The following is a 21,769-nucleotide window of genomic DNA, read 5'->3' as shown; positions in this document are numbered from 1 at the left end:
GATGGTTGAGCTGGCTCGGCCGATCCGATTCCTTCGGCCGATTCACCACGGAGACACGGAGGACACCGAGACGGCACGGAAAGGCTGAGCAGCAGCGCTGGCTTAGACCTTCGCCTGGAGCAGCTCGACCACGTCGATCGGCCGACGCATCACCCCGATGCCCGCGGCCGCGAACGCGGCGAGCTTCTCTTCCGCGGTGCCGGAGGAGCCCGAGATGATGGCGCCGGCGTGGCCCATCCGCCGACCCTTGGGCGCGGTCTGCCCGGCGATGAAGCCGACGACTGGCTTGGTGACGTGCTCCCGAACGAAGCTGGCGGCCCGCTGCTCGTCGGTGCCACCGATCTCTCCCAGCATGACAATGGCGTCGGTGCCGGCGTCGGCCTGGAAGGCCCGGAGGCAATCGATGAAGTCGGTGCCGATGATCGGATCGCCGCCGATCCCGACGCAGGTGCTCTGCCCGATGCCGTTCCGGGTGAGGTGGTTCACCACCTCGTAGGTCAGCGTACCGCTGCGGGAGACCAACCCCACCCGTCCGGGAGCGCAGATATTCCCCGGAATGATGCCGACCTTGCTTGCACCCGGGGTGATGAGACCGGGACAGTTGGGCCCGATGAGCCGGGCCCCGCGCGAGCGCACGAACGGCAGCGCGCGCGCCATGTCCAGGACCGGCACGCCCTCGGTGATGCACACGATGAGTGCGAGCCCCGCGTCGGCCGCCTCGAGCACCGCGCCGGCCGCCATCGCGGGCGGCACGTAAATGACCGACGCGTTGGCCCCGGTGTCGGCGACGGCCTGGGCCACGGTATTGAAGATCGGGACCTTGTCGTCGAACCGCTGGCCACCCTTGCCCGGCGTCACCCCGGCCACCACGGTCGTACCGTATTCCAGCATCTGCCGGGTGTGGAAGGAGCCCTCCCGGCCGGTGATCCCCTGCACCACCAGGCGGGTGCGCCGGTCGATGAAGATACTCACGCCGCCTCCCGGGCCAGCTTGACCACCTGCTCGACGGCCTGGTCCATATCGCTCAGCGCCCGCATGCCCACACCCTCGAGGATGCGGATGGCCTCCGCCTCGTTGGTGCCGGTGAGCCGGATGACGATCGGCACGCTCACCTTGAACTGGCGGGTGGCCGCCACGATCCCGTTGGCCACGTCGTCGGTTCGGGTGATCCCGCCGAAGATATTGAAGAGGATCGCTTTGACGTTGGGATCGCTGGTGATGATCTTGAGCGCGCTGATGACCTTTTCCGGATTCGAGCTGCCCCCGATATCGAGGAAGTTGGCGGGCTCGCCCCCGTAGAACTTGACCAGGTCCATCGTGGCCATGGCGAGCCCCGCGCCATTCACTACGCACCCGACGTTGCCGTCCAGCTTGATGAAGGACAGATTGGCCCGCCGGGCCGCCACTTCGCTCTGTTCCTCCGCGCTCTCGTCGCGCAGCAGGGCCAGGTCCGGGCGGCGGTCCAGCTCGTTGTCGTCGACCACGATCTTGGCGTCCAGCGCCAGGACCCGCCCGTCCGGTGTAGTGACCAGCGGATTGATTTCCGCCAGCGACGCCCCGTTGCCGGTGAACACGCTGTAGAGCTGCTCCATGATCCGCGAGGCGGCCCGGACGTGGGCGAACTCGCGATAGAGACCGAACGCCAGCGTCAGCGCCTGGTGAGGCAGCAGACCGTAGACCGGGTCGACCGGCAGCCGGGTGATCTTCTCCGGCGTCTTGGCCGCGACCTCCTCGATGTCCACGCCGCCGGCCGCGCTCACCATGAAGACCGGGCGCTGGGTCTCGCGGTCCATGATAAGGCCCACGTAACTCTCGGTGGCGATGTCGGCCGCCGGCACGATCAGCACCTTGTGGACGGTGAGCCCCTTGATCGTCATACCGAGAATCTGCGAGGCGTAGTCCGCGGCCTCCGCCGGGTTACGGGCCAGCTTCACCCCACCGGCCTTGCCCCGGCCGCCCGCATGGACCTGCGCCTTGATCACCACGGTGCCGCCGATCCGTCGCGCGATCGCTTCTGCCTCCGTCGGGGTGGCGGCGACGTCGCCCTCGAACATCGGAATTCCCGCCGCCTTGAGCAGGGTACGGGCCTGGTACTCATGCAGGTTCACGGTTCCCTCGTGATGGTCGTGCCGGTCTCACCGCGCAGCGCGGCCGGGCCCTCCGACAGTCGGGCGATGATGCTGCGCCGGCCTCCCGCCCGGACGAATGCCGCGGCGGCTTCCACCTTGGGTCTCATCCCGCCGGCGTCCAGCGTGTCCCCGGCCACCAGGGCGTCGGCCTCGGCCAGGCTCATGCGCCGGATGGGCCGCGCGGATGGCGTGCCCCAGCCGGCGAAGACCGCGTCCACGTTGGTCAGAATCATGAGCACCTCGGCCTCGAGCTGGGCCGCGAGAATGGCCGAGACTCGGTCCTTGTCGACCACCGCGTCGAGCCCTTCCAGTCCGAGCAGTGGGTCGTCGTACACCGGCGGGCCGCCGCCACCGGCGGCGATCACGATGGTACCTTGCTCCAGCAGGCGGCGCACCACGGGGAATTCCACCACGCCGAGCGGCACGGGACTGGTGGCCATCCGGCGCCAGTTGCCGGCGCCGTCGCGCCCCACGGACCGTCCCACGTCGCGCAGCCGCTTGGCTTCCGCGTCAGAGAGTGCGTGGCCCACCGGTTTGCTGGGCCGGCTCAGGGCCGGATCGAACTGGTCGACCAGCGTCTGGGTGATGACCGTCGCGACCTCGCGACGCACCCGCGCGGCCGCGAGCGCGTTCTGCAGCGACTGCTGGAGCATGTAGCCGATCCAGCCTGCCGTCTCGGCGACGAGCACGCCCAACGGCAGCGGCTCGACCAGCCGGCGCGCCGCGTCGTTGCGCAGCAGCTCGTCGCCCACCTGGGGTCCGTTGCCGTGCACCAGCACGATCTCCCAGCCGTTCCGCGCCAGCTCCACGATCGGCGCCATGCTCTCGCGCGCCCGACGGAACTGGTTGGTGACGGTGGGTGGCTCTCCCGCGTGGGCGAGCGCGTTGCCGCCGAGCGCGAGCACCGCCGTCTTCACGCGGACCACCCTCGCAAAAAGCCTTGCAAGCTAGTCCCGGCCCCAGGGGCGAGCAAGCTCACGGTCCCCCGGAATCCGCGGGCAGTCCGAGCGTCTTTCGCAGCGCCTCCCAGGCCCGGCCGAACTCCGCCCAGTCCGCGCCGCGGAGCGCGGAATCGGCGCGGAGCAGGAGCTGCCGCGCGTCGTCCAGACGGGTGGCCGGACCGGCACCCGCGATCGCGGGCACCGAGGCGCCCAGCAGATTGCTCCACGCTTCCGCCAGTGTGTGGCCGGCACCCAGACGCTCACCCGGCGCGGCCACGCTCACCCACACGACCGCCGGGCCTCCGTTGGCGCGCCGGGCGAAGCTCATCCGGTAGCCGACCACACCGGCGGGGCTCAGATCGAAGCGCAGCGGTCCGTGATCGAGCCGGCCGCCCTCGTCCCGGATCGAGTCGTTGAGGGCCGCGTAACTGGGGAAGCGCGACCAGCGCGTCTCCAGCGTGCCTCGGGACGGAAGCGCCGCGGCCGAATCGATGCGCGCCAGTCGAAGCGCGTCGCCGTCTTCCTCCCGGCCCGCGACCAGCAGACCAGTGAGGCGGCGCTCCGCGATCCGCTCGAACGAGACGACGAGCTGCGGGCCCGCGGCATCCGGCAGCCAGGCGATCTCCGCGCGGGGGAGCTGGTTGCTGTCGGCGGGCACTCGTCCGCTGCCTGCTCCCAGATTCCACGCGGGGCGCTCCAGCTCGTGAGCCTGCGCCTCAAAGAGGTCCTCCGGATACGGCGCGGCACGGAGCACCGGTCCGGGGATGGATGACGCCGGTTCGACCACACCCTCCGAGATGCCCGCCCAGGCCTCCGCCAGCGGGTCGCTCGCCGGACGAAGAAAGATGTGGGTCGCTCCGGTGAGCGCCGACACGCTTCCCAGAAAGCCCGCGCGGAGACTACCCACGGAACGATCATGCCAGGTGATCCGGGGCGAGAGGGGAAAGGTGGCGCTGGAAGTGTAGCCGTCCACCAGCCAGACCAGCTCGCCGTCGATTACCCGAGCCGACGGCTGGCCCCACGTCACATACGGAGCGAGGCATTCGAGCCGGGCGCTGGGGGACAGCCGCCAATCGATCCGCGCGCCGGCCGGGAGCGGCCCCAGCAGTCGCCCGGCCTGCAGTGCCCAGGCCAGCAGGATGCGCCGGTGCCAGCTGGTGGCCGGCACGCCCGGACCGTCGCGCCCGTTCACCCGGAACGACGCGGCGGCCGGCCTGAACGTCTCCTCCCCCAGCTCGAGCAGCGGTCCCGCCGAGGGCCGCGGCACCGAGTCGCGCGACTGGTAGTAGAGTGGCTCGCCGGCGGGCCCGATGCGATCGTCCGCGATCGCCGACAGTGAGAGCCGGCCCTCGCCGAGGGTGCGCGCCGCGAGCCACACCGGACGAGGTCCGCCCTGCACGCTGAGCATCGCGGCATCGATCGACAGCAGGTGCATCGAGTCGACAGCGAGGATTCGCGAAAGCGTCTCCTGGCTCCAGTACGACGGCACGCGGGGCGGCACCGGCTCCCCCCGCGACGCCACCGTCACCTCCCGCAACTGCTCGAGCCCGTATGCGTAGCGGCCCAGCCGATCGAGGCTCGCCGAGTCGGCCAGCGGCTCGGCGTCGCCGGCGATGGCCGCCGGCACCATCAGATGGCCCACCAGCGAGGCCCCCGCGAGGACGATCCATCCGGCGGCGGCCAGCGCGTGGCGCGCGCGGACCGCCCAGGCGACGGAGAGCACAGCGGTAGCAAGCGCGACGCCCGCCAGGATGGGCGTCACGTTTCTGGTGGCGCGCCAGATGGCCTCCGCGGGCACTCCGCCCAGCGCCACCAGCTCGTAACGCTCGAGCAGATAGCCCCACATGAGGGTCAGCGCGAGTCCGGCCAGGAGCCAGCCGAGGTGAATGCGCGCGTGATTGTTGATGGCGGGGCGGCCTTCGATCCAGCGGACCGCTCCGACCACCAGATACAGCGCGAACACGATGCCCAGCGCGAGCGTGAGCAGCAGGAAGGCGAAGCCGTGCGCCGCCCGCCACACCGGGAGCTGCGCCACGTACAATCCGATGTCCCGCTGCAGCAGCGGGTCCGCCATCCCGTAGTGAACGCCCTGCCAGGCGAGCGCCACCTCGTGCACCCACCGCGAGGTGCCCGAGCCGACCAGGACCCCCAGGACGCCACCGCTCGCGACTGCGATGGTGAGCAGCGCGCTGGGGGTGAGCGCTTCCCGGAACTCGAGGTTGGCGACATTGCGGCGCACCTGTACCGAGCCGACCGCGCGGTAGACTGCCAGGAGGTGCCCGATGAACCAGGCCGAGGCTAGCAGGACGGCGGCGAGGTCGAGAATAGCCCGGAGGAGATACCAATCGGTGAGAAACCCGACGGCGGCGGGCGACACCTGCGCGGCCCACCACCGGTCGGCGAGAATGCCGGCCGTCCAGCGGCCCGCGAACAGCAGGACGACGAGTCCGGTGAGCGCGGCGGTGAGCCGCCGACCGCGCCGGGACACCCGGTTAGGCGCGCACGCCCTGCGCGGCCAGCCAGCTCACGACTTCACCGCGGTAGGCGTCCAGGGCCAGCGGGTCGGTGGCCTCGAAGCGAAGCACCAGGATCGGCTGGGTGTTCGAAGCGCGGAGCAGGCCCCAGCCCTTGGGAAAGGTGATACGGACCCCGTCGATGGTGTTGGCGGGATAGCGCGCGGCAAACGACGCCGCGGCTCGCTCCACGATGGCGAACTTCTGGTCCTCGGGCGCGTCGACCCGGATCTCGGGCGTGGCGAAGGTCTGCGGCAGATCGGCCAGCAGCGGGGCGAGTCCGAACGGCTGGCGGCTCACGATCTCCAGCAGGCGGGCCGCCGCGAAGAGCGCGTCGTCGAAGCCCAGGTAATCGCCGCCGAAGAACATGTGCCCGCTCATCTCCCCCGCCAGCGGCGCCTGCAGCTCCTTCATCTTGGCCTTGATGAGCGAATGACCTGTCTTCCACATGACCGGTTGCGCCCCGGCGGCAGTCAGCGCGGCCGGCAGCACTTCCGAGCACTTCACGTCGAAGATCACCGGGGTTCCCGGACCGAACCGGGCCACCGCGTCGCGGCCGAGGATGATCAGCAGCTGGTCGCCGTAGATGATGCGGCCCGTCTCGTCCACTGCGCCGATCCGGTCGGCGTCGCCGTCGAACGCGATCCCCAGCTCCGCGCCGGTGCGCCGCACCGCAGCCTGAAGGTCGCGCAGGTTCTCAGGGATGGTGGGATCGGGATGATGGTTGGGGAAGCTACCGTCCGACTCGCAGAAGAGCGGGATGACCTCCGCGCCCAGAGCCTCCAGCGTGGAGACCGCCACCAGGCTCCCCGCCCCGTTGCCGCAGTCGACCACGACCTTCACCCGCCGGAGGAGCCGATGCCGGTCGAGGATCCCGTCGCGGTAGCGGCCCAGCACCGAGGCGTCGCTGGACTGGCGGCCGGCTCCGGTGCGCCAGCGCTCGGTGACGATTCGCTCCCACAGGTCGAGGATCTCTTCGCCGTGAAATGGATCGGCCCCGAGGACCAGCTTGAAGCCGTTGAATTCGGGAGGATTATGGGAGCCGGTGACCTGCACGCCCCCGGTGCTCCGGAGCGCCGACACCGCGAAGTAGAGCGCGGGCGTGGGAAGCGTGCCGACATCCAGCGCGGTGCCGCCGGCATCCGCCACACCGAGCCGGATCCCCTCCGCCAGCATGGCGCCGGATGGCCGATTGTCCCGGCCCACCGCAATGACCGGCGCCTGGCCGGCCCGGTCCCAGGCTACGGTCGTGAAGGCCCGCCCCACGCCGCGCGCCAGCTCGGGGGTGAGCTCGGTCCCCACGATCCCACGGACGTCGTACTGTCGGAAGATCGACTTGGGTACGTTCATCCGGTCAGTCATCGTCCGGCGAACGGCAGCCCAGTCTGGGTGAGCCGTGCCGCGCTCTGGCCGGCCACGTCGAGCAGCCCTCCGGGCCAGAACCCGAGCACGATGACGACGACCACCGAGACCAGCACCGTACCGGCGGCCGCCGGCGAGAGTCGCACGCTCTGGTAGCGCTCGGGCCCGGGCGACGGCCGCATGTACATGCCCATGATCACCGGGAGGTAGTAGCCCGCCGAGATCACGCTGGTCAGCACCAGGATCACCGGAAGGATATAGTGCCCCCGCGCCACCACCGCGGAGAGGATGTACCACTTGCCGATGAAGCCGAAGGTGCCGGGAAAGCCCAGCAGGGAGAGCATGCAGACGCTGAGCCCGAAGGCGATGGCCGGCCGGGTGGCCGCAAGACCGGCAAGGTCGTCGTAGGTCACGTCGCGCTCGCCGTTCCGCCCCAGGACCGCCAGGAAGCCGAAGCTCGCGAGCGTCGCCAGCGAGTACGCCAGCAGGTAGAGCAGCACCGACCCCGCGCCCACGAAGGAGCCCGGCCAGACGCCCACCAGCAGGTATCCCGCGTGCGCGATCGAGCTGTAGGCCAGCATCCGCTTGAGCGACCGCTGCGACAGCGCGACCAGATTGCCGACGACCATCGTGGCGATCGCCATGGCGGCGATCACCGGTTGCCAGAGACTCACGGCGGAGGCGAACCCCTCCATCAGCACCCGCACCAGCGCGGCGAAGGCGGCGGCCTTCACCCCGGTCGCCATGAAGCCGGTGACCGGGGTGGGCGACCCGTCATAGACGTCCGGCGCCCACATGTGGAACGGCACCGAGGCGGTCTTGAAGCCGAACCCGATCAGCAGCAGGCCCAGGCCCAGCGCGGCGATGAGCGGCAGGTGGCCGCTGGAGAGCTGCGCCCCGATGAGGGAGAGATTGGTCGTCCCGGTGGCGCCATACGTCAGCGCGATGCCGTAGAGCAGGAATCCCGAGGCAAAGGCCCCGATCAGGAAATACTTGAGCGCGGCCTCGGAGGAGAAAGGGCTGGCGCGGCTGAAGCCCGCCAGAGCATAGACCGCCACCGACATGACCTCGAGGCCAAGGAAAAGGACGATGAGGTCTTCGGCGCCCGCCAGAAACATCATGCCGGCCGTGGCCAACAGCACCAGCGGGTAATACTCCGGCGCCAGCAGCCGCTCGCGCTCGAGGTAGCCAAGCGACAGCAGGATCGTCCCGCCCGCGGAGATGAGGGCAACGGCTTCGGCGGCGTAGCGGTAGGGATCCAGAGCCACCATCTGGGCCAGGCCATCGGCCTGGGCGTCGTTGCCCCAGAGTGCCGCCAGTCCGGCGGCGCTCACCACCACACCCACGAAGCTGAGCCATCCGGCGAGCCGGCTGTCGGCCGCGGTCTGGTGACGCCAGCTCAGGACCAACAGGACGATCAGCGCCCAGAAGGAGAGCAGAATCTCGGGCAGGAGTCCGACCGTGATGCCCCAGGGGGTACTCAGATCGAGTCGTATCATCGGGCCGCTCCGGGCTCGCTCACGCCGGCTGGCAGCATCGCGGTCGGCGCCCGGGCGGTGCGCGACAGAGCCGCGTCGAGGTACTGCCGGCTGGCGGTCTCGGTCCGCCGCAGCACCGGCGCGGGATACAGTCCCAGCCAGACGATGCCCACCAGGATCGGCAGCAGGACGGCCAGCTCCCGGCCCGAGAGGTCGGACAGGTGCTCGTTCTCCCGGTCGTCGAGGCGGTTGAAGATCATCCGCTGGAGCGCCCAGAGCAGATAGGCCGCGGCGAAGATCACACCGGTGGTGGCGATCCCGGTGGCCCAGGGAAAGGCGGTGAAGCTCCCCAGCAGGACGAGGAACTCACCCACGAAGCCGTTGAGCCCGGGGAGCCCGATGGAGGAGAGCGCCACCACGGTGAGAATCAGACTGAACACCGGCACCACTCGCGCGATGCCGCCGTAGTCCTCGATCAGCCGGGTGTGGCGCCGCTCGTAGAGCATCCCGATGAGGAGGAAGAGCGCGCCGGTCGAGAGGCCGTGGCTGATCATCACCATCAGCGCCCCCTGTACGCTCTGCAGCGTGAGTCCCCAGATCCCCAGCATCACGAAGCCCATGTGGCTCACCGAGGAATACGCCACCAGCTTCTTGACGTCGGGCTGGACCATCGCCACCAGCGCGCCGTACACGATGCCGATCACGGCCAGCGTCACCATCAGGCTGCTCACCGCCGGGCTCAGCGCGACCTGGGGAAAGAATGGCACCCCGAAGCGGAGGAAGCCGTAGGTCCCGATCTTGAGCATCACGCTGGCCAGCAGGACGCTGCCGGCGGTCGGCGCCTCCACGTGCGCGTCGGGAAGCCAGGTGTGGAAGGGGAAGATCGGCACCTTGATGGCAAAGGCCACGGCGAACGCGGCGAAGAGCCAGGGTGCCGCCCGCCCCAGCGCGGAGGCGTTCTCCAGGAGATGCTCGTACCCGAACGAGAGCGTCCCGGTGGCCGTCTGGATTTTCCAGACCATCACCAGGATGGCCACCAGCATGAGCAGCGAGCCGGCCATGGTGTAGATGAAGAACTTGATCGCGGCGTAGAGCCGGTTGGTTCCGCCCCAGATCCCGATGATGAAGTACATCGGGATGAGCATTACCTCGAAATAGATGTAGAAGAGGAACAGGTCGAGTGCGATGAACACCCCAACCATGCCGGTGAGCAGGACCAACATGAGGGCGTAGAAGCCGCGCTCCCGCCGGGTGATGTAGCGCCAGCTCGCAAGCACGCTCAACGGCATGAGCGCTGTGGTGAGGAGGACCATGACCAGGGAGATCCCATCGATCCCGACCCGATAGGTGATACCCCAGCTCGGGATCCAGGGCGCGGCACTCACCAGCTGCAGGTTCCCGCTGCCCGGATCGAGCGCCCACCAGAGCCCGAGCGAGAGGAGGAACTCGAGGGTGGTGACGACCAGGGCGGTCCATTTGGCGGCGGCCTCTCCCCCCAGCAGCACCGGGAGGACGCCGATCAGCGGGAGCAGGACGAGGGCGTGGAGGATCCACTGACCGTAGGAGATGGACTCGAGAAACTGGCTCATCGGACCGTCACCTGGCCATGGCGCGCAGCACCCACAGCGCGCCGACGAGGAAGAGCACCACGTAGATCCCGACCTGCCCGGTCTGCAGCCGGCTTCCCAGCCAGCCGAGGCCCCGGCTCAGCCGGGCGGTGCCGTTGACCGCGGCGCCGTCGACCACGCCCTGATCCACGCCTTTCCAGAGCACGACCCGAGACAGCCAGACCACGGGCCGAACCACCACTCGCTCGTACAGCTCGTCGATGTAGTACTTGCGGTTGAGCAGCAGTGCCAGCCCTCGATCGGCCGGAGCGACATTGGCGGCGAGGATGCGACGGCCCAGCGTGGCGCGGAAGCCGGCCACCAGCCCCACGGCCCCCACCAGGACGGCGCCGCCGACCAGGAAGAGCTCCAGCCGGCCGTGGGGCATCGTGAGCCCGAACAGGGCGACGCCGCGTGCCATGACCGGCTCGAGCCAGCGCTCCAGGGCGGCGTGCCCGCCGAGGAACGCCGGCAGGTTGAGGGCGCCGCCTACCGCGCTCAGGACGCCGAGCACCAGTAGCGGCCCGGTCATGATCCAGGGCGCTTCGTGCAGGTGCCCCCGCTCGCGCTCGCCGGTGCGGTTCTCTCCGAAAAAGGTCATGGCCATGAGCCGCGCCATGTAGAACGCGGTCAGGAAGGCAGCGACCACCCCCATGGCGTAGAACAGGTAGAACAGCGGGTATTCCCCGCCCCGGGCAAACGCCGCGGCCAGGATCTCGTCTTTGGAGAAGAACCCGGAGAACGGCGGAATCCCCGCGATCGCCAGCGTGGCGATCAGCATCAGCCAGAAGGTGACCGGCAGGTAGTCCTTGAGGCCGCCCATGTTGCGCATGTCCTGGGCGTCCTCGTGCGAGTGGGTGGCGTGATAGGCGTGATGCATCGCGTGGATCACGCTGCCGCTGCCGAGGAAGAGGAGGGCCTTGAAGAAGGCGTGGGTGACCAGGTGGAAGATCCCCGAGACGTACGCCCCCGTGCCCACGCCAAGAAACATGTAGCCCAGCTGAGACACGGTGGAGTACGCCAGGACTCGCTTGATGTCGTATTGCCGGAGCCCGATCGTGGCCGCGAAGAGTGCGGTGAGCGCGCCGATGCCGGCCACCACCGTGCTGCTGAGCGGCGCCATGGCGAACAGCACGTTGGTGCGGGCCACCAGATAGACGCCTGCCGTCACCATGGTGGCCGCATGGATCAGGGCGGAGACGGGCGTGGGGCCGGCCATGGCATCGGGCAGCCAGGTGTACAGCGGGATCTGAGCGGACTTGCCGGTGCAGCCGAGGAAGAGAAACAGGGTGATGGCGGTGACCAGCGCCCCGCCCTGCGTCAGCACCGTGGGCGCCCGGGTCAGCACGTCGGTAAAGTCGAGGCTCCCGAACGACCGCCACAGGAAGAACATCGCGACCAGGAAGCCGAAGTCCCCGATCCGGTTCATGATGAACGCCTTCTTGCCGGCGTCCGCGTTGGCCTTCTCGCTGAACCAGAAGCCGATCAGCAGATAGGAGCAGAGGCCGACGCCTTCCCACCCGATGAACAGCACCGGGAAGCTGGAGCCGAGGACCAGGACCAGCATGAAGACGACGAACAGGTTGAGATACGAGAAGTAGCGGGCGTACCCCGGATCCTCCCCCATGTAACCGATGCTGAACAGATGGATCAGGCTACCCACGCCGGTCACCACCAGCAGCATGACGCTGGAGAGCTGATCCACCTGGAACGCCAGATCCACCTGCAGCCGCCCCACCGGCATCCACTGCCACAAGCTGACGATGAGCGGAGCTTCCGGCGGCTGGCGCAGCAGCTCCAGGAACACCCCGGCCGCCACCACGAAGGCCGCAATCAAGGTGCCGGCGCCCACCACCGACACCATCGCCTTGGCCTGCGGGCGCCACAGGGCGAGCGCGCCGTTCACCAGGAATCCCGCGAGCGGGAACGCGACGGCGAGCCACACCAGATGGGAGATGGTCATCACCCCTGCAGGAGGTTGATGTTCTGGAGATCGACCGACTGCTTGTGCCGGAAGATGGCGAGGATGATGGCGAGCCCGACTGCCGCCTCGGCGGCCGCGACGGTCATGACGAAGAAGACGATGATGTAGCCGCTCGCGCCATAGAGCTGCGCGAAGGCCACGAAGGTCAGGTTGACCGCGTTGAGCATGAGCTCGACGCACATGAACAGCACGATGGCGTTGCGCCGGAGGAGCACGCCGGCCACCCCGAGGCTGAACAGAATGGCGGACAGTCCCAGCGCGGGTCCGAGCAGCATCACACCTTCCGCTTGGCCAGCACGACGGCGCCCACGATGGCCGCGAGCAGCAGGATCGAGGTGATCTCGAAGGGCACCAGGTAGGTCTGGAACAGCGGCGCCGCGATGCCGCCCACGACTCCACGGGTGACCGTCTCCTGCCGCGCCAGCTCTCCGGCGGCGAACGCGGTGCGCGGATCGGCGAACGCGGGCGACTGCGCCAGCTCGGCGGCGAGCCGGCGGGGCGAATAGCGCCAGAGCGTGAGGAGCTCGATACCGAGGAGACCGGCGAGCACCACCGTGGCGGCCACCCCGGGCGGACCCCGCAGATCGGAGCTGGGGTGCCCCAGGTTGAGCAGCATGATGACGAAGAGGAAGAGTACCATGACGGCGCCGGCGTAGACCAGCACCTGGATGGCCGCGATGAACTGGGCGTCCAGCAGGACGTAGATGGCGGCCAGCGAGAACATGGTGGACACCAGCCAGAGCGCCGCAGCCACCGGGTTCCGCTGCAGGATGCAGAGACACGCCGACACCACGGCCAGCGTCGCGAAGAAGTAGAACACCCCGGTGGTCATCTACTCACCCTTTGGATCGGCCGGATCCCAGAGCGTCGAGACGGCGTGGGTCTGGGAGGAGAGCCGCTCCAGGTCGTAGACGAAGCGTCCCCGGTCGTACTCCGCGTTCTCGAAATGCACCCCGACGTGGATCGCCTCCTCCGGGCAGACCTCCTGGCAGTAGCCGCAGAAGATGCAGCGGAACTCGTCGATCTCGTAGATCAGCGGGTAGCGGTCGCCCTGCTCGTCCTCGCCCGGCACCAGCTTGATGCAGTTGGCCGGACAGACCTGGGGACAGAGGCCGCAGGCGACGCACTTGGAGCGGCCCTGCTCGTCGGTGAGCATCCGGTGGGTGCCGCGCCACCGCTGGGAGATGCTCCAGTCGGTGGTGCTCTTCTGCTCCGGGTACTGCATCGTCACCTTGGGCTCGAACATGTGCTTGAAGGTGAGCGCCATTCCTTTGAGAGTGGCCCGCACGTAGCTCACGTTCCGGTCGGGACGCTTGAGCACCTTGACGCCGATGGCCATCAGCTCGTCACCGTCGCGCGCTCGGCGCGCGCCTCGAGGGTTGCCCGCTGCCGTCCCGACCCGCGGATGAACACGCCGCTGTCCAGCACCCCGAATACCAGCACCATCAGTACCAGGTTGATGCCGAAGAGCGCCAGTGCCTCCTGCTTCGGCCCGGCAACCCCCAGCCGATGCTCCAGTACATAGATCGCGGTGCACACCACCATGATGTACGCCAGCGCCAGCGGCATGAGCACCTTCCAGCCCAGGGCCATGAGCTGGTCGTAGCGGAAGCGCGGCAGGGTCCACCGGATCCACATGATGAAGAAGATCCAGAACATCAGCTTGAGGAAGAAGGCGAGACCGGTGAGCAGGGTGGCGAGCAGGCCCGGCGCCAGCGTCAGCAGCGCGCCGGGATGGTCCGGACCGACCGCGACGAACGGAATCGACCACCCGCCGAAGAAGAGCGTCGTGACCATGGCGCAGACCGTCACCACGTTGGCGTACTCGGCGATGAAGAAGAAGGAGAACTTCATCGCGCTGTACTCGGTGTGGTACCCGGCGATCAGCTCCGACTCCGCCTCCGGCAGGTCGAACGGCAGCCGGTTGGTCTCGGCGAAGCCGGAGACCAGAAAGATGAAGAAGGAGAGGAAGAGCGGCAGCACGTACCAGAGCCCCGCCTGCTGGTCGGCGATGATGGCGGAGAAGCTCACGTTGCCGGAGAGGAGGAGGACCGGGATGAGGCTCAGGCCCATCGCCACCTCATAGGAGACCATTTGCGCACTCGCTCGGAGACCGCCAAGCAGCGCGTACTTGCTGTTGGACGACCAGCCCGCCAGGGCCACCCCGTAGACCCCCATCGAGCTGATGGCCAGCACGAACAGGAAGCCGATGGGAAGGTCCGCCACCACCATCGGCATGAGCCCGTGATGGACCCAGCGCCCCAGGTCGACCGGGAAGAGGCCGAAGAAGCTGAACCCGACGGTCACGTCGAAGTCGATCGGTATGGGCGCGGCGAACGGGATCACCCCCGAAAGCAGCAGCGCCGGCACGAACGACATCGCCGGCGCGAGCAGGAACAGCCAGCGGTTGGCCAACGCCGGGTAGGTCTCTTCCTTGAGGATGTTCTTCACGCCGTCGGCCGCGGGCTGGAGCAGTCCCGCCCAGCCGACCCGGTTGGGGCCCCGGCGGTTCTGCATCCAGGCGCTGACCTTCCGCTCCATCAGGGTCAGCAGCGCCACACCGACCATGATCACCGTGAAGACCGCCAGCATCTTGATGACGCTGAGGAAGAGGAACCCCTTGAGCTCCGGTGTCATCCCACGGCACTCCCGGCGGTCTCTCGCCTGGCCGCTCCGGCCACGACTCGTCCGGTGAAGCCGAGCGACGCGTGGCTCAGGCCCGCGAAGGCGGGCCAGCGCTCTCCAAGCAACTCGAACGCCTCCGCCGCGGTCGATGGCGCCGTCGGGCTCGGCCCGGGTCCGGCCAGCACCTCGCCCGCGATCCACCAGGCGGGGCGCGCCATTCCGGGCTGGGATTTGGCCTGCTCGAACCGCTGGACCCGGCCGTCCCGGTTCACATAGGTGCCGTTCTCCTCCGCCATGTTGGTCACCGGCAGCACCAGCTCAGCGCGCTGGAACGCTTCCGCAGCCACCGTGCCCAGGACCACCACGGCGCCGGAAGCGGCGGTGAGCGCGGCCTCGTCGGCCGGGGAGAGATCCGGATCGAGCACGACCACCAGTGCCGCGCCCAGCGCCTCCCGCGTCGCGGCCTCCCACCGGGGCGTGTACCCCAGCAGCTCGGCCCCGGCCAGATTGGGCGCACGCTCCCGCCGGAGCGCCAGGTTGGGGATCCCCGCGAGTGGGGCCTCGTCGCCCAGGGGAACCTGCACCGCGGCGACGACCTCGAACCGCTCCAGCAGGCGGCGCAGCAGCCCGAGCGACTCGGTCGAGGCCCGCCCAGAAGCCAGGATCACGGCCTTGCCCGAGGCGCCCCGCACCAGCTGATCCAACCGCGTGAGGGCGGTGTCCCAGTCGGTGGCGACGTGGCGGCCTCCGTCCCGCACCAGCGGTGCTTCGATCCGGTCGCCCCGGTTCATCCAGCGGTAGTTGCTGCGTCCGTAGTCGCAGATGAAGTGGCGGTTCACCTCGAGATTGGGCCGGGGCCGGATCCGCACCACGACGTCATCCCGGGTATCGATCGAGATGTTGCACCCTTGGGTGCATCCGGGACACACGCTCGCCGTCTTGTCGAGATCCCAGGCCCGCGCCTTGTGCAGGAAGTCCTTGGAGAGGAGCGAGCCCACCGGGCAGAGGTCGACCACGTTGCCGGCCCAGGGGTGATCCAGCTTCTGCTCCGCGCTGATCCCGATGTAGGCGCGGTCGCCCCGCTCGGACACGTTGAGCACGGCGGTGTCCGCCACGTCCTCCATGAACCGCACGCACCGGGTGCAGAGGATGCACCGGTTGGGCACGTAGAGAATGTCGGGTCCGAAGTCCTCCACCGGATTGTAGCGCTTGGCGAACTCCGCGTAGCGGGTGCGGGCGCGGCCCTCCTGGAACACATAGTCCTGCAGCTCACACTCGCCGGCCTGGTCGCAGATGGGGCAGTCGAGCGGATGGTTGATCAGCAGGAACTCGAGCACGCTCTCGCGGGCCTTCTTCGCGTTCTCGCTGTTGACGTGCACCACCTGGCCTTCCATGACCGCGGTCACGCAGGCCGGCTGCAGCTTGGGCGCCTTCTCCACCTCCACGAGACACATCCGGCACACCGCCGGCGACGGCAGGGACGGATGATAGCAGTAGTGCGGCACCAGGATGCCGGCCTGCTTGGCCGCCTCGATGATGGTGGTGCCCTTGGGCACGCTGAGGGGCTGCCCCTCGATCGTGACGTTGACCAGTTCGTCAGGCATCGGCTTCACACCGCCGCCATCGCCGGCTCGCGCGCCCCGGCGATGTATGCGTCGAACTCGGAGCGGAACTTGTGGATCCCGCTCACCACCGGCGCCGCGCACGAGTCGCTCAGCACGCAGATGGTCTTCCCCGTCATGTTCTCCGACAGGTCCAGCAGGAGCTGAAAGTCCTCCTGCTTGCCCTTGCCCGAGAGGATCCGCTCGAGGATCCGGGTGGTCCAGGCGGTGCCTTCCCGGCACTGGGTGCACTGGGCGCAGGACTCGTGGGCGTAGAATCGCGCCAGCCGGCAGATCTGGTAGACCATGTCGGTGGTGTCGTCCATGACGATCATCCCGGCCGAGCCAAGCATCGACCCCTTGGCGACGATGCCCTCATAGTCGAACAGCGCCTCCTCGGCCTCCTGGGTGGTCATGATGGGCACCGAGGAGCCGCCCGGGATGACCGCCTTGAACGTCCGTCCGGGCAGGGGGCCGCCGGCCATGTCATAGAGGATCTCCCTCACCGGCGTGCCCATGGTGACTTCGTAGTTGCCCGGGCGCTGCACGTGTCCGCAGATCGAGATCAGCTTGGTGCCGGTGCTCTTAGGATTGCTCAGACAGAGACCCTTGTACCACTCGGCGCCGCGCACCATGATGTGGGGCACCGCCGCAAGGGTCTCCACGTTGTTGATCGTGGTTGGCATCCCGAAGACGCCCGCCACCGCCGGAAACGGCGGCTTGATGCGCGGGTTGCCCCGCTTCCCCTCGAGCGAGTTCATCATCGCGGTCTCTTCGCCGCAGATGTAGGCGCCCGCCCCGCGGTGGATCACCATGTCGATCCGCTTGCCGCTGCCGAACACGTTGGCCCCGAGCGCTCCCTTGGCGTAGGCCTCCTCTATGGCCGCGCCCATGACCGCGAGCGGCTCGGTGAACTCGCCCCGGATGTAGATGTAGCAGCGCTCGGCGCCGATGGCGTAGGCCGCGATGGCACACCCTTCGATGAGCGCATGCGGGGTCCACCGCATGATCTCCCGGTCCTTGAACGTGCCAGGCTCGGATTCGTCGGCGTTGCAGAGCAGGTAGTGCGGCCGGGTGACCTCCTTGGGCATGAACGACCACTTGAGGCCGGTGGGAAAGCCGGCGCCCCCGCGGCCGCGGAGCCCGGAGGCCTTCACCTGCTCGACAATGGCCTCACGCGTCATGCCCAACGCCTGCCGCAGCCCCTGGTACCCGCCGCGCTTCTCCCAGCCGTCGAAGCTGCGCGCCTCGGCCTCGCCGAAATGGCGGGAGAGGACCGGGTTCTCCTTGGGATGGATCGGATGCGGGAAGCCCATTACCGATACCTCTGCACGATGCCGGGGACGTTGTCCGGCGTGACGCTCTCGATGAAGTCGTCGTCGACCAGGATCGGGGTGGCGAAGCCGCAGGCGCCGAGACACTCGACCTCGATGACCGTGAAGCGCCCGTCGGGACTGGTGGCCCCGAGCTCGCCGCACCGGGTGGCCTCGAGCAGCGCCTTCACCACGTCCTCCGCCCCGCAGATGTTGCACGGCGTCGTGGTGCAGACCTGGATGAAGTGCCGGCCGACCGGATGGGTGTGGTACATGGTGTAGAATGTGACCACGCCCTTGACGTAGGCCGGCGTGATGTCGAGCACCTCGGCGACCTCCCCGATCGCCCGCTCGCTGATCCAGCCCCGCGTCTCCTGCACGATCCAGAGGGCCGGCAGCAGACACGCTTGTTTGGTCGGGTATTTGGCCAGGAGCGCGTCGAGCTTCTCGCGGTTGGCTCCGACGAACACGGGCTGGTACGGCTCCGTCTCGGTGCCGGCGCCATGGGACCCCGCGGACTGCATGCTCATCGGTCGACCTCTCCCATCACGATGTCCACGCTGGCGTTGATGGCGATGACGTCGGAGAGCAGCGCGCCTTGGCACATCTTGGGAAGGCTCGCGAGATTGATGAACGACGGCGGCCGGATGCGCCAGCGGACCGGCTTGGCGGTCCCGTCGGAGACGAAGTAGTAGCCCAGCTCGCCCTTGGGATTCTCGATCCCCAGGTACGCCTCGCCCGCCGGCGGCTTCACCCCTTCCATCACCTGCTTGAAGTGGAAGATCATCGCCTCCATGTCGCTCATGGCGCGGGACTTGGGCGGAAGGATCACGCGGGGATCGGCCACGTTGATCGGCGCACCCCTGAGCTTCTCCAGCCGGTCGAGCGCCTGCTCCAGGATGCGGTTGGACTGGGACATTTCTTCCAGCCGGATCCGGTAGCGGTCGTAGACGTCGCCGTGCTCGCCTACCGGCACGTCGAAGTCGTAGGTCTCATAATCCAGATACGGCCGGTCCTTCCGGACGTCGTAATCCACCCCGCTGGCGCGCAGCATCGGACCGGAAAGGGAGTAGTTGGTGGCTTCCTCCGCCGTCAACGCGCCCACGCCCTGGGTTCGCCCGATCCAGATGCCGTTCCGGGTGAACATGGTGTCCACCTCCCGGAGGGTGGCCGGGAAGGTGCGGGTGAACTCGCGCAGCCCCGCCTCCCAGCCGTCGGGAATGTCGGCCATCATGCCGCCCACCCGAGTCAGACTGGTGGTGAGCCGCGCACCGGTCCACTGCTCCTGCAGGTTGTAGATCCGCTCCCGCTCCTGGAACGACCAGAGGAACGGGGTGTAGGCGCCGAGATCGATCCCGGTAGTGCCGAGCCACACCAGGTGGGAGATGATCCGGCTCATCTCGCAGGCGATCACCCGGAGCACCCGGCACCGCTCCGGCACCTCGATGCCCATCAACTTCTCCGCGGCCAGCGCCAGACCGACGTTGTTGGCCATGGGAGAGAGGTAGTCGGTGCGGTCGGTGAGGGGGATGATCTGATTGTAGTGGCGGTACTCGCCCAGCTTCTCGAAGCCGGAGTGGAGATAGCCGACGTGGGGGATACAGCGCTTGACCGACTCCCCTTCGAGCTCGATTACCAGCCGGAGCACCCCGTGCGTGGCCGGGTGCTGGGGGCCGATGTTGACCAGCATGCGCTCGGCGCCGAAGTCCTCGTCGTAGTGCTCCGGGCCCTGGCCGGCGCGGAGCGGCACGCGCGTGGGCCGTCCCTCCGGATCCAGACCCGGCGTGGCCAGGGCCATCTCGATGGTACGCAGGCTCATTTCAGGAACCCTCGCTCGCCCCGGGCCAGCCGCTCCCGCATGTCGGCGGGGAGCTCGTCATAGGCCTCGGCGATCGACAGCTCTTCCAGGGAGTAGTGGGCCTCGGGGTTGGCGGCGAGCGCCTGTCGGGTCTGCTCGGCCCGGCTGAAATGGCCCCGGAGGGGGAAGTCCTTCCGCAGCGGGTATCCCTCCGCGTAGGTCTCCCACATGAGAATGCGGCGCAGGTCGGGATGCCCGGTGAAGACGATGCCAAACATGTCGTAGACCTCGCGCTCCAGCCAGTCGGCGCCACGCCAGAGATCGTAGACCGAGCGGACCTCGAGCGGCGCACGTTTGTCGAGCGCCACCTTGACCCGCAGATCGGCCCGACGGGGCAGCGAGCGGAGCTGATAGACCAGCTCGATGGGCCGCTCCGGATCGCGATAGTCCACCGCGGTCACGTCGGTCAGATAGTCGAAGTTCTGCGCCGGGGTGCCCTTGAGCCACGTGAGAACGTCGTGGGCTCGCTCCCGGGCCACATACACGACGGTATCGCCGCAGGAGACCAGACTCCGCTCGATGCCGGTGCCGAATGCTTCCCTCAGCGCGGCCACCGACGGGGAGACCGTGCTCACAGCTGCCGCTCCGGCCCGCGCAGGGCCGCCGCAGCGCGGCGCCGGGACCTCATGCCGAGCGCGTCTGGTGCACCGAGTTGCCGAACGGCTCCGAGAGCTCGTCCACCCGGTCGGCCGGCAGGAAGAGTCCCGAGGGACCCACCTCGTGCTCCTCCCGGAGCATGTCGTCGGCGATGGTCTCGCCCTTGATCTTCTTCTGCAGGAGCAGGATGCCGTAGAGCAGGCCTTCGGGGCGCGGCGGACACCCGGGCACGTAGACGTCCACCGGGATGATGGTATCGATCCCCTGCACCATCGAGTAGTTGTCGAAGATGCCACCGGTCGAGGCGCAGGCACCCATCGAAATCGACCACTTGGGCTGGGGCATCTGGTCCCAGATGCGGCGAATCACCGGGGCCAGCTTGAAGGGGAGCCGGCCGGCGCAGATGAGCACGTCCGCCTGCCGGGGCGAGAAGCTCATCCGCTCCATGCCGAAACGGGCCAGGTCGAACCGGCTGGCGGCGGTGGCCATGAACTCGATGGCGCAGCAGGCGGTGCCAAACGGCATCGGCCAGAGCGAGTTGGCCCGGGCCCAGTTGGTCAGGAAATCGAGCTTGGTGGTGACCCAGTTGGGCGACATCGAGGAGACCGACGTGACATCGGCGCCCTCATATTCGGTGGCGGGATTGGTCAATCCCATTGCAACGCTCCACGCTTCCATATGTAGACGTACCCCACCGCCAGAATGACGATGAAGACGAGCATCTCGATGATTAGCAGGCCGGCGATCTCGTCCATCTGGCGAAACGCCACGGCCCACGGGATCATGAACACGGTCTCGATGTCGAAGATGATGAACAGCATCGCGACCATATAGAACTTGACGGAAAACCGCTCCCGCGCGTCCCCCAGGACCGGCATGCCCGACTCGTAGGGTGCGATCTTGGTGGGGGTGCGGCGGAAGGTGGACAGGACGTGGGAGACGCCCAGCATCAGGACGGCGTTGAGGATGACGAACGCGATCAGAAGCAGGATGGGAATGTACGGCTGAAGCATGGCGCTCCGGCTTTCGTGAATTTTTTCACTTATCCGCCGCAAGGTAACCGACTTAGAAAGTCAATTCAACCCGCGCTCGGACCCGCTATATTCCTCGCCGTTCCCGCGCTGGCGGGCGCCAGCCGACCGTCGGCCGCGACCCCGTTTCCCCCCGCACGAGGCCCGATGTCCATCAAGTCCGACCGGTGGATCCGACGCATGGCGCTGGAGCGCGGCATGATCGACCCATTCGTGGACAGCCAGGTCCGCCAGGTCGACGGGCGGGGCCGGCGGGTCATCTCCTATGGCCTGTCCAGCTACGGCTACGACATGCGGGTGGCGCCGGAGTTCAAGATCTTCACCAACGTCCTCAGCGCCGTGGTCGACCCGAAGGACTTCGACTCCAAGAGCTTCGTGGAGTTCGAAGGGGACATTTGCATCGTGCCTCCCAACAGCTTTGCCCTGGCGCGCTCGGTGGAGTACTTCCGCATCCCCCGGGAGGCGCTCACCATTTGCGTGGGCAAGAGCACCTACGCCCGCTGCGGGATCATCACCAACGTGACCCCCTTCGAGCCCGAGTGGGAAGGGCATGTCACGCTGGAGATCTCCAACACTACCCCCCTTCCCGCCCGGATCTACGCCAACGAGGGCATCTGCCAGGTGCTCTTCTTCGAGGCCGATGTGGACGATGTGTGCGAGACCAGCTACGCCGACAAGGCCGGCAAGTACCAGCGGCAGCTGGGCGTCACCCTGCCGAAACTCTAACCCG

The 21,769-nt window shown here is 68.2% G+C and carries 20 protein-coding genes; 1 reads left to right on the top strand and 19 read right to left on the bottom strand.

Going from position 1 to position 21,769, the window contains the following annotated elements; translation table 11 throughout:
* Nucleotides 1-102: 102 nt before the first annotated feature.
* From sucD to ndhC, 19 genes are read right to left on the bottom strand one after another with little or no spacing between them, the layout of a single operon-like run.
* Nucleotides 103-972, bottom strand: a complete 870-nt coding sequence (gene sucD / locus VHR41_06410) for a succinate--CoA ligase subunit alpha (GenBank protein ID HEX3233810.1) — start codon at nt 970-972, stop codon at nt 103-105.
* Nucleotides 969-2,108 carry an ADP-forming succinate--CoA ligase subunit beta gene (sucC, locus tag VHR41_06405; GenBank protein HEX3233809.1) on the bottom strand — a complete coding sequence of 380 codons (1,140 nt, stop codon included), beginning with the start codon at nt 2,106-2,108 and terminating at the stop codon, nt 969-971. The genes sucD and sucC overlap by 4 nt, the downstream gene beginning before the upstream one ends.
* A complete protein-coding gene (locus VHR41_06400; protein ID HEX3233808.1) occupies nt 2,105-3,046 on the bottom strand; it encodes a carbamate kinase in 942 nt (313 codons plus the stop codon). Before VHR41_06400 ends, sucC begins: the two co-directional genes overlap by 4 nt.
* Before the next feature lie 58 nt (nt 3,047-3,104).
* On the bottom strand, nt 3,105-5,558 hold the full coding sequence (locus VHR41_06395; protein ID HEX3233807.1) for a UPF0182 family protein: 2,454 nt from the start codon (nt 5,556-5,558) through the stop codon (nt 3,105-3,107).
* Between the two features lie 4 nt (nt 5,559-5,562).
* Nucleotides 5,563-6,933, bottom strand: coding sequence for a phosphomannomutase/phosphoglucomutase (locus VHR41_06390; GenBank protein HEX3233806.1), 1,371 nt, complete (start codon nt 6,931-6,933; stop codon nt 5,563-5,565).
* An 8-nt stretch (nt 6,934-6,941) separates the two neighbouring features.
* Nucleotides 6,942-8,444, bottom strand: a complete 1,503-nt coding sequence (locus VHR41_06385) for an NADH-quinone oxidoreductase subunit N (protein ID HEX3233805.1) — start codon at nt 8,442-8,444, stop codon at nt 6,942-6,944.
* On the bottom strand, nt 8,441-10,012 hold the full coding sequence (locus VHR41_06380; GenBank protein HEX3233804.1) for an NADH-quinone oxidoreductase subunit M: 1,572 nt from the start codon (nt 10,010-10,012) through the stop codon (nt 8,441-8,443). The genes VHR41_06385 and VHR41_06380 overlap by 4 nt, the downstream gene beginning before the upstream one ends.
* Before the next feature lie 7 nt (nt 10,013-10,019).
* The gene (nuoL, locus tag VHR41_06375) at nt 10,020-11,993 is read right to left on the bottom strand and encodes an NADH-quinone oxidoreductase subunit L (protein HEX3233803.1); all 1,974 of its coding nucleotides are present in this window, start codon (nt 11,991-11,993) and stop codon (nt 10,020-10,022) included.
* A complete protein-coding gene (gene nuoK, locus VHR41_06370; protein ID HEX3233802.1) occupies nt 11,993-12,289 on the bottom strand; it encodes an NADH-quinone oxidoreductase subunit NuoK in 297 nt (98 codons plus the stop codon). The genes nuoL and nuoK overlap by 1 nt, the downstream gene beginning before the upstream one ends.
* Nucleotides 12,289-12,846, bottom strand: coding sequence for an NADH-quinone oxidoreductase subunit J (locus VHR41_06365; protein HEX3233801.1), 558 nt, complete (start codon nt 12,844-12,846; stop codon nt 12,289-12,291). Before VHR41_06365 ends, nuoK begins: the two co-directional genes overlap by 1 nt.
* On the bottom strand, nt 12,847-13,353 hold the full coding sequence (locus VHR41_06360) for an NADH-quinone oxidoreductase subunit I (GenBank protein ID HEX3233800.1): 507 nt from the start codon (nt 13,351-13,353) through the stop codon (nt 12,847-12,849).
* A complete protein-coding gene (locus VHR41_06355) occupies nt 13,353-14,651 on the bottom strand; it encodes a complex I subunit 1 family protein (GenBank protein ID HEX3233799.1) in 1,299 nt (432 codons plus the stop codon). The genes VHR41_06360 and VHR41_06355 overlap by 1 nt, the downstream gene beginning before the upstream one ends.
* Nucleotides 14,648-16,243: a molybdopterin-dependent oxidoreductase gene (locus VHR41_06350; protein ID HEX3233798.1), complete on the bottom strand. Its 1,596-nt coding sequence runs from the start codon at nt 16,241-16,243 to the stop codon at nt 14,648-14,650. Before VHR41_06350 ends, VHR41_06355 begins: the two co-directional genes overlap by 4 nt.
* A 5-nt stretch (nt 16,244-16,248) precedes the next feature.
* A complete protein-coding gene (gene nuoF / locus VHR41_06345) occupies nt 16,249-17,556 on the bottom strand; it encodes an NADH-quinone oxidoreductase subunit NuoF (GenBank protein ID HEX3233797.1) in 1,308 nt (435 codons plus the stop codon).
* A complete protein-coding gene (locus VHR41_06340; protein ID HEX3233796.1) occupies nt 17,556-18,083 on the bottom strand; it encodes an NAD(P)H-dependent oxidoreductase subunit E in 528 nt (175 codons plus the stop codon). Before VHR41_06340 ends, nuoF begins: the two co-directional genes overlap by 1 nt.
* Nucleotides 18,080-19,372 (bottom strand): NADH dehydrogenase (quinone) subunit D, encoded by a 1,293-nt coding sequence (gene nuoD / locus VHR41_06335; protein ID HEX3233795.1) that lies wholly within the window; start codon nt 19,370-19,372, stop codon nt 18,080-18,082. Before nuoD ends, VHR41_06340 begins: the two co-directional genes overlap by 4 nt.
* Nucleotides 19,369-19,986: an NADH-quinone oxidoreductase subunit C gene (locus tag VHR41_06330; GenBank protein HEX3233794.1), complete on the bottom strand. Its 618-nt coding sequence runs from the start codon at nt 19,984-19,986 to the stop codon at nt 19,369-19,371. The genes nuoD and VHR41_06330 overlap by 4 nt, the downstream gene beginning before the upstream one ends.
* A 49-nt stretch (nt 19,987-20,035) precedes the next feature.
* Entirely contained in the window at nt 20,036-20,665 is a 630-nt protein-coding gene (gene nuoB / locus VHR41_06325) for an NADH-quinone oxidoreductase subunit NuoB (protein HEX3233793.1), read from the bottom strand.
* A complete protein-coding gene (ndhC, locus tag VHR41_06320; GenBank protein ID HEX3233792.1) occupies nt 20,656-21,021 on the bottom strand; it encodes an NADH-quinone oxidoreductase subunit A in 366 nt (121 codons plus the stop codon). The genes nuoB and ndhC overlap by 10 nt, the downstream gene beginning before the upstream one ends.
* A 165-nt stretch (nt 21,022-21,186) precedes the next feature.
* Between ndhC and dcd the strand changes: the two genes are divergently transcribed.
* Complete coding sequence (dcd, locus tag VHR41_06315; protein HEX3233791.1) at nt 21,187-21,765, top strand: dCTP deaminase; 579 nt, start codon at nt 21,187-21,189, stop codon at nt 21,763-21,765.
* Nucleotides 21,766-21,769: the final 4 nt, after the last annotated feature.

It is taken from the genome of Gemmatimonadales bacterium, assembly GCA_036265815.1.
GTDB lineage: Bacteria > Gemmatimonadota > Gemmatimonadetes > Gemmatimonadales > GWC2-71-9 > CAVVWJ01.
Note: the sequence above shows the minus strand (reverse complement) of the source record. Positions and strands in the feature narration are given on the sequence as shown.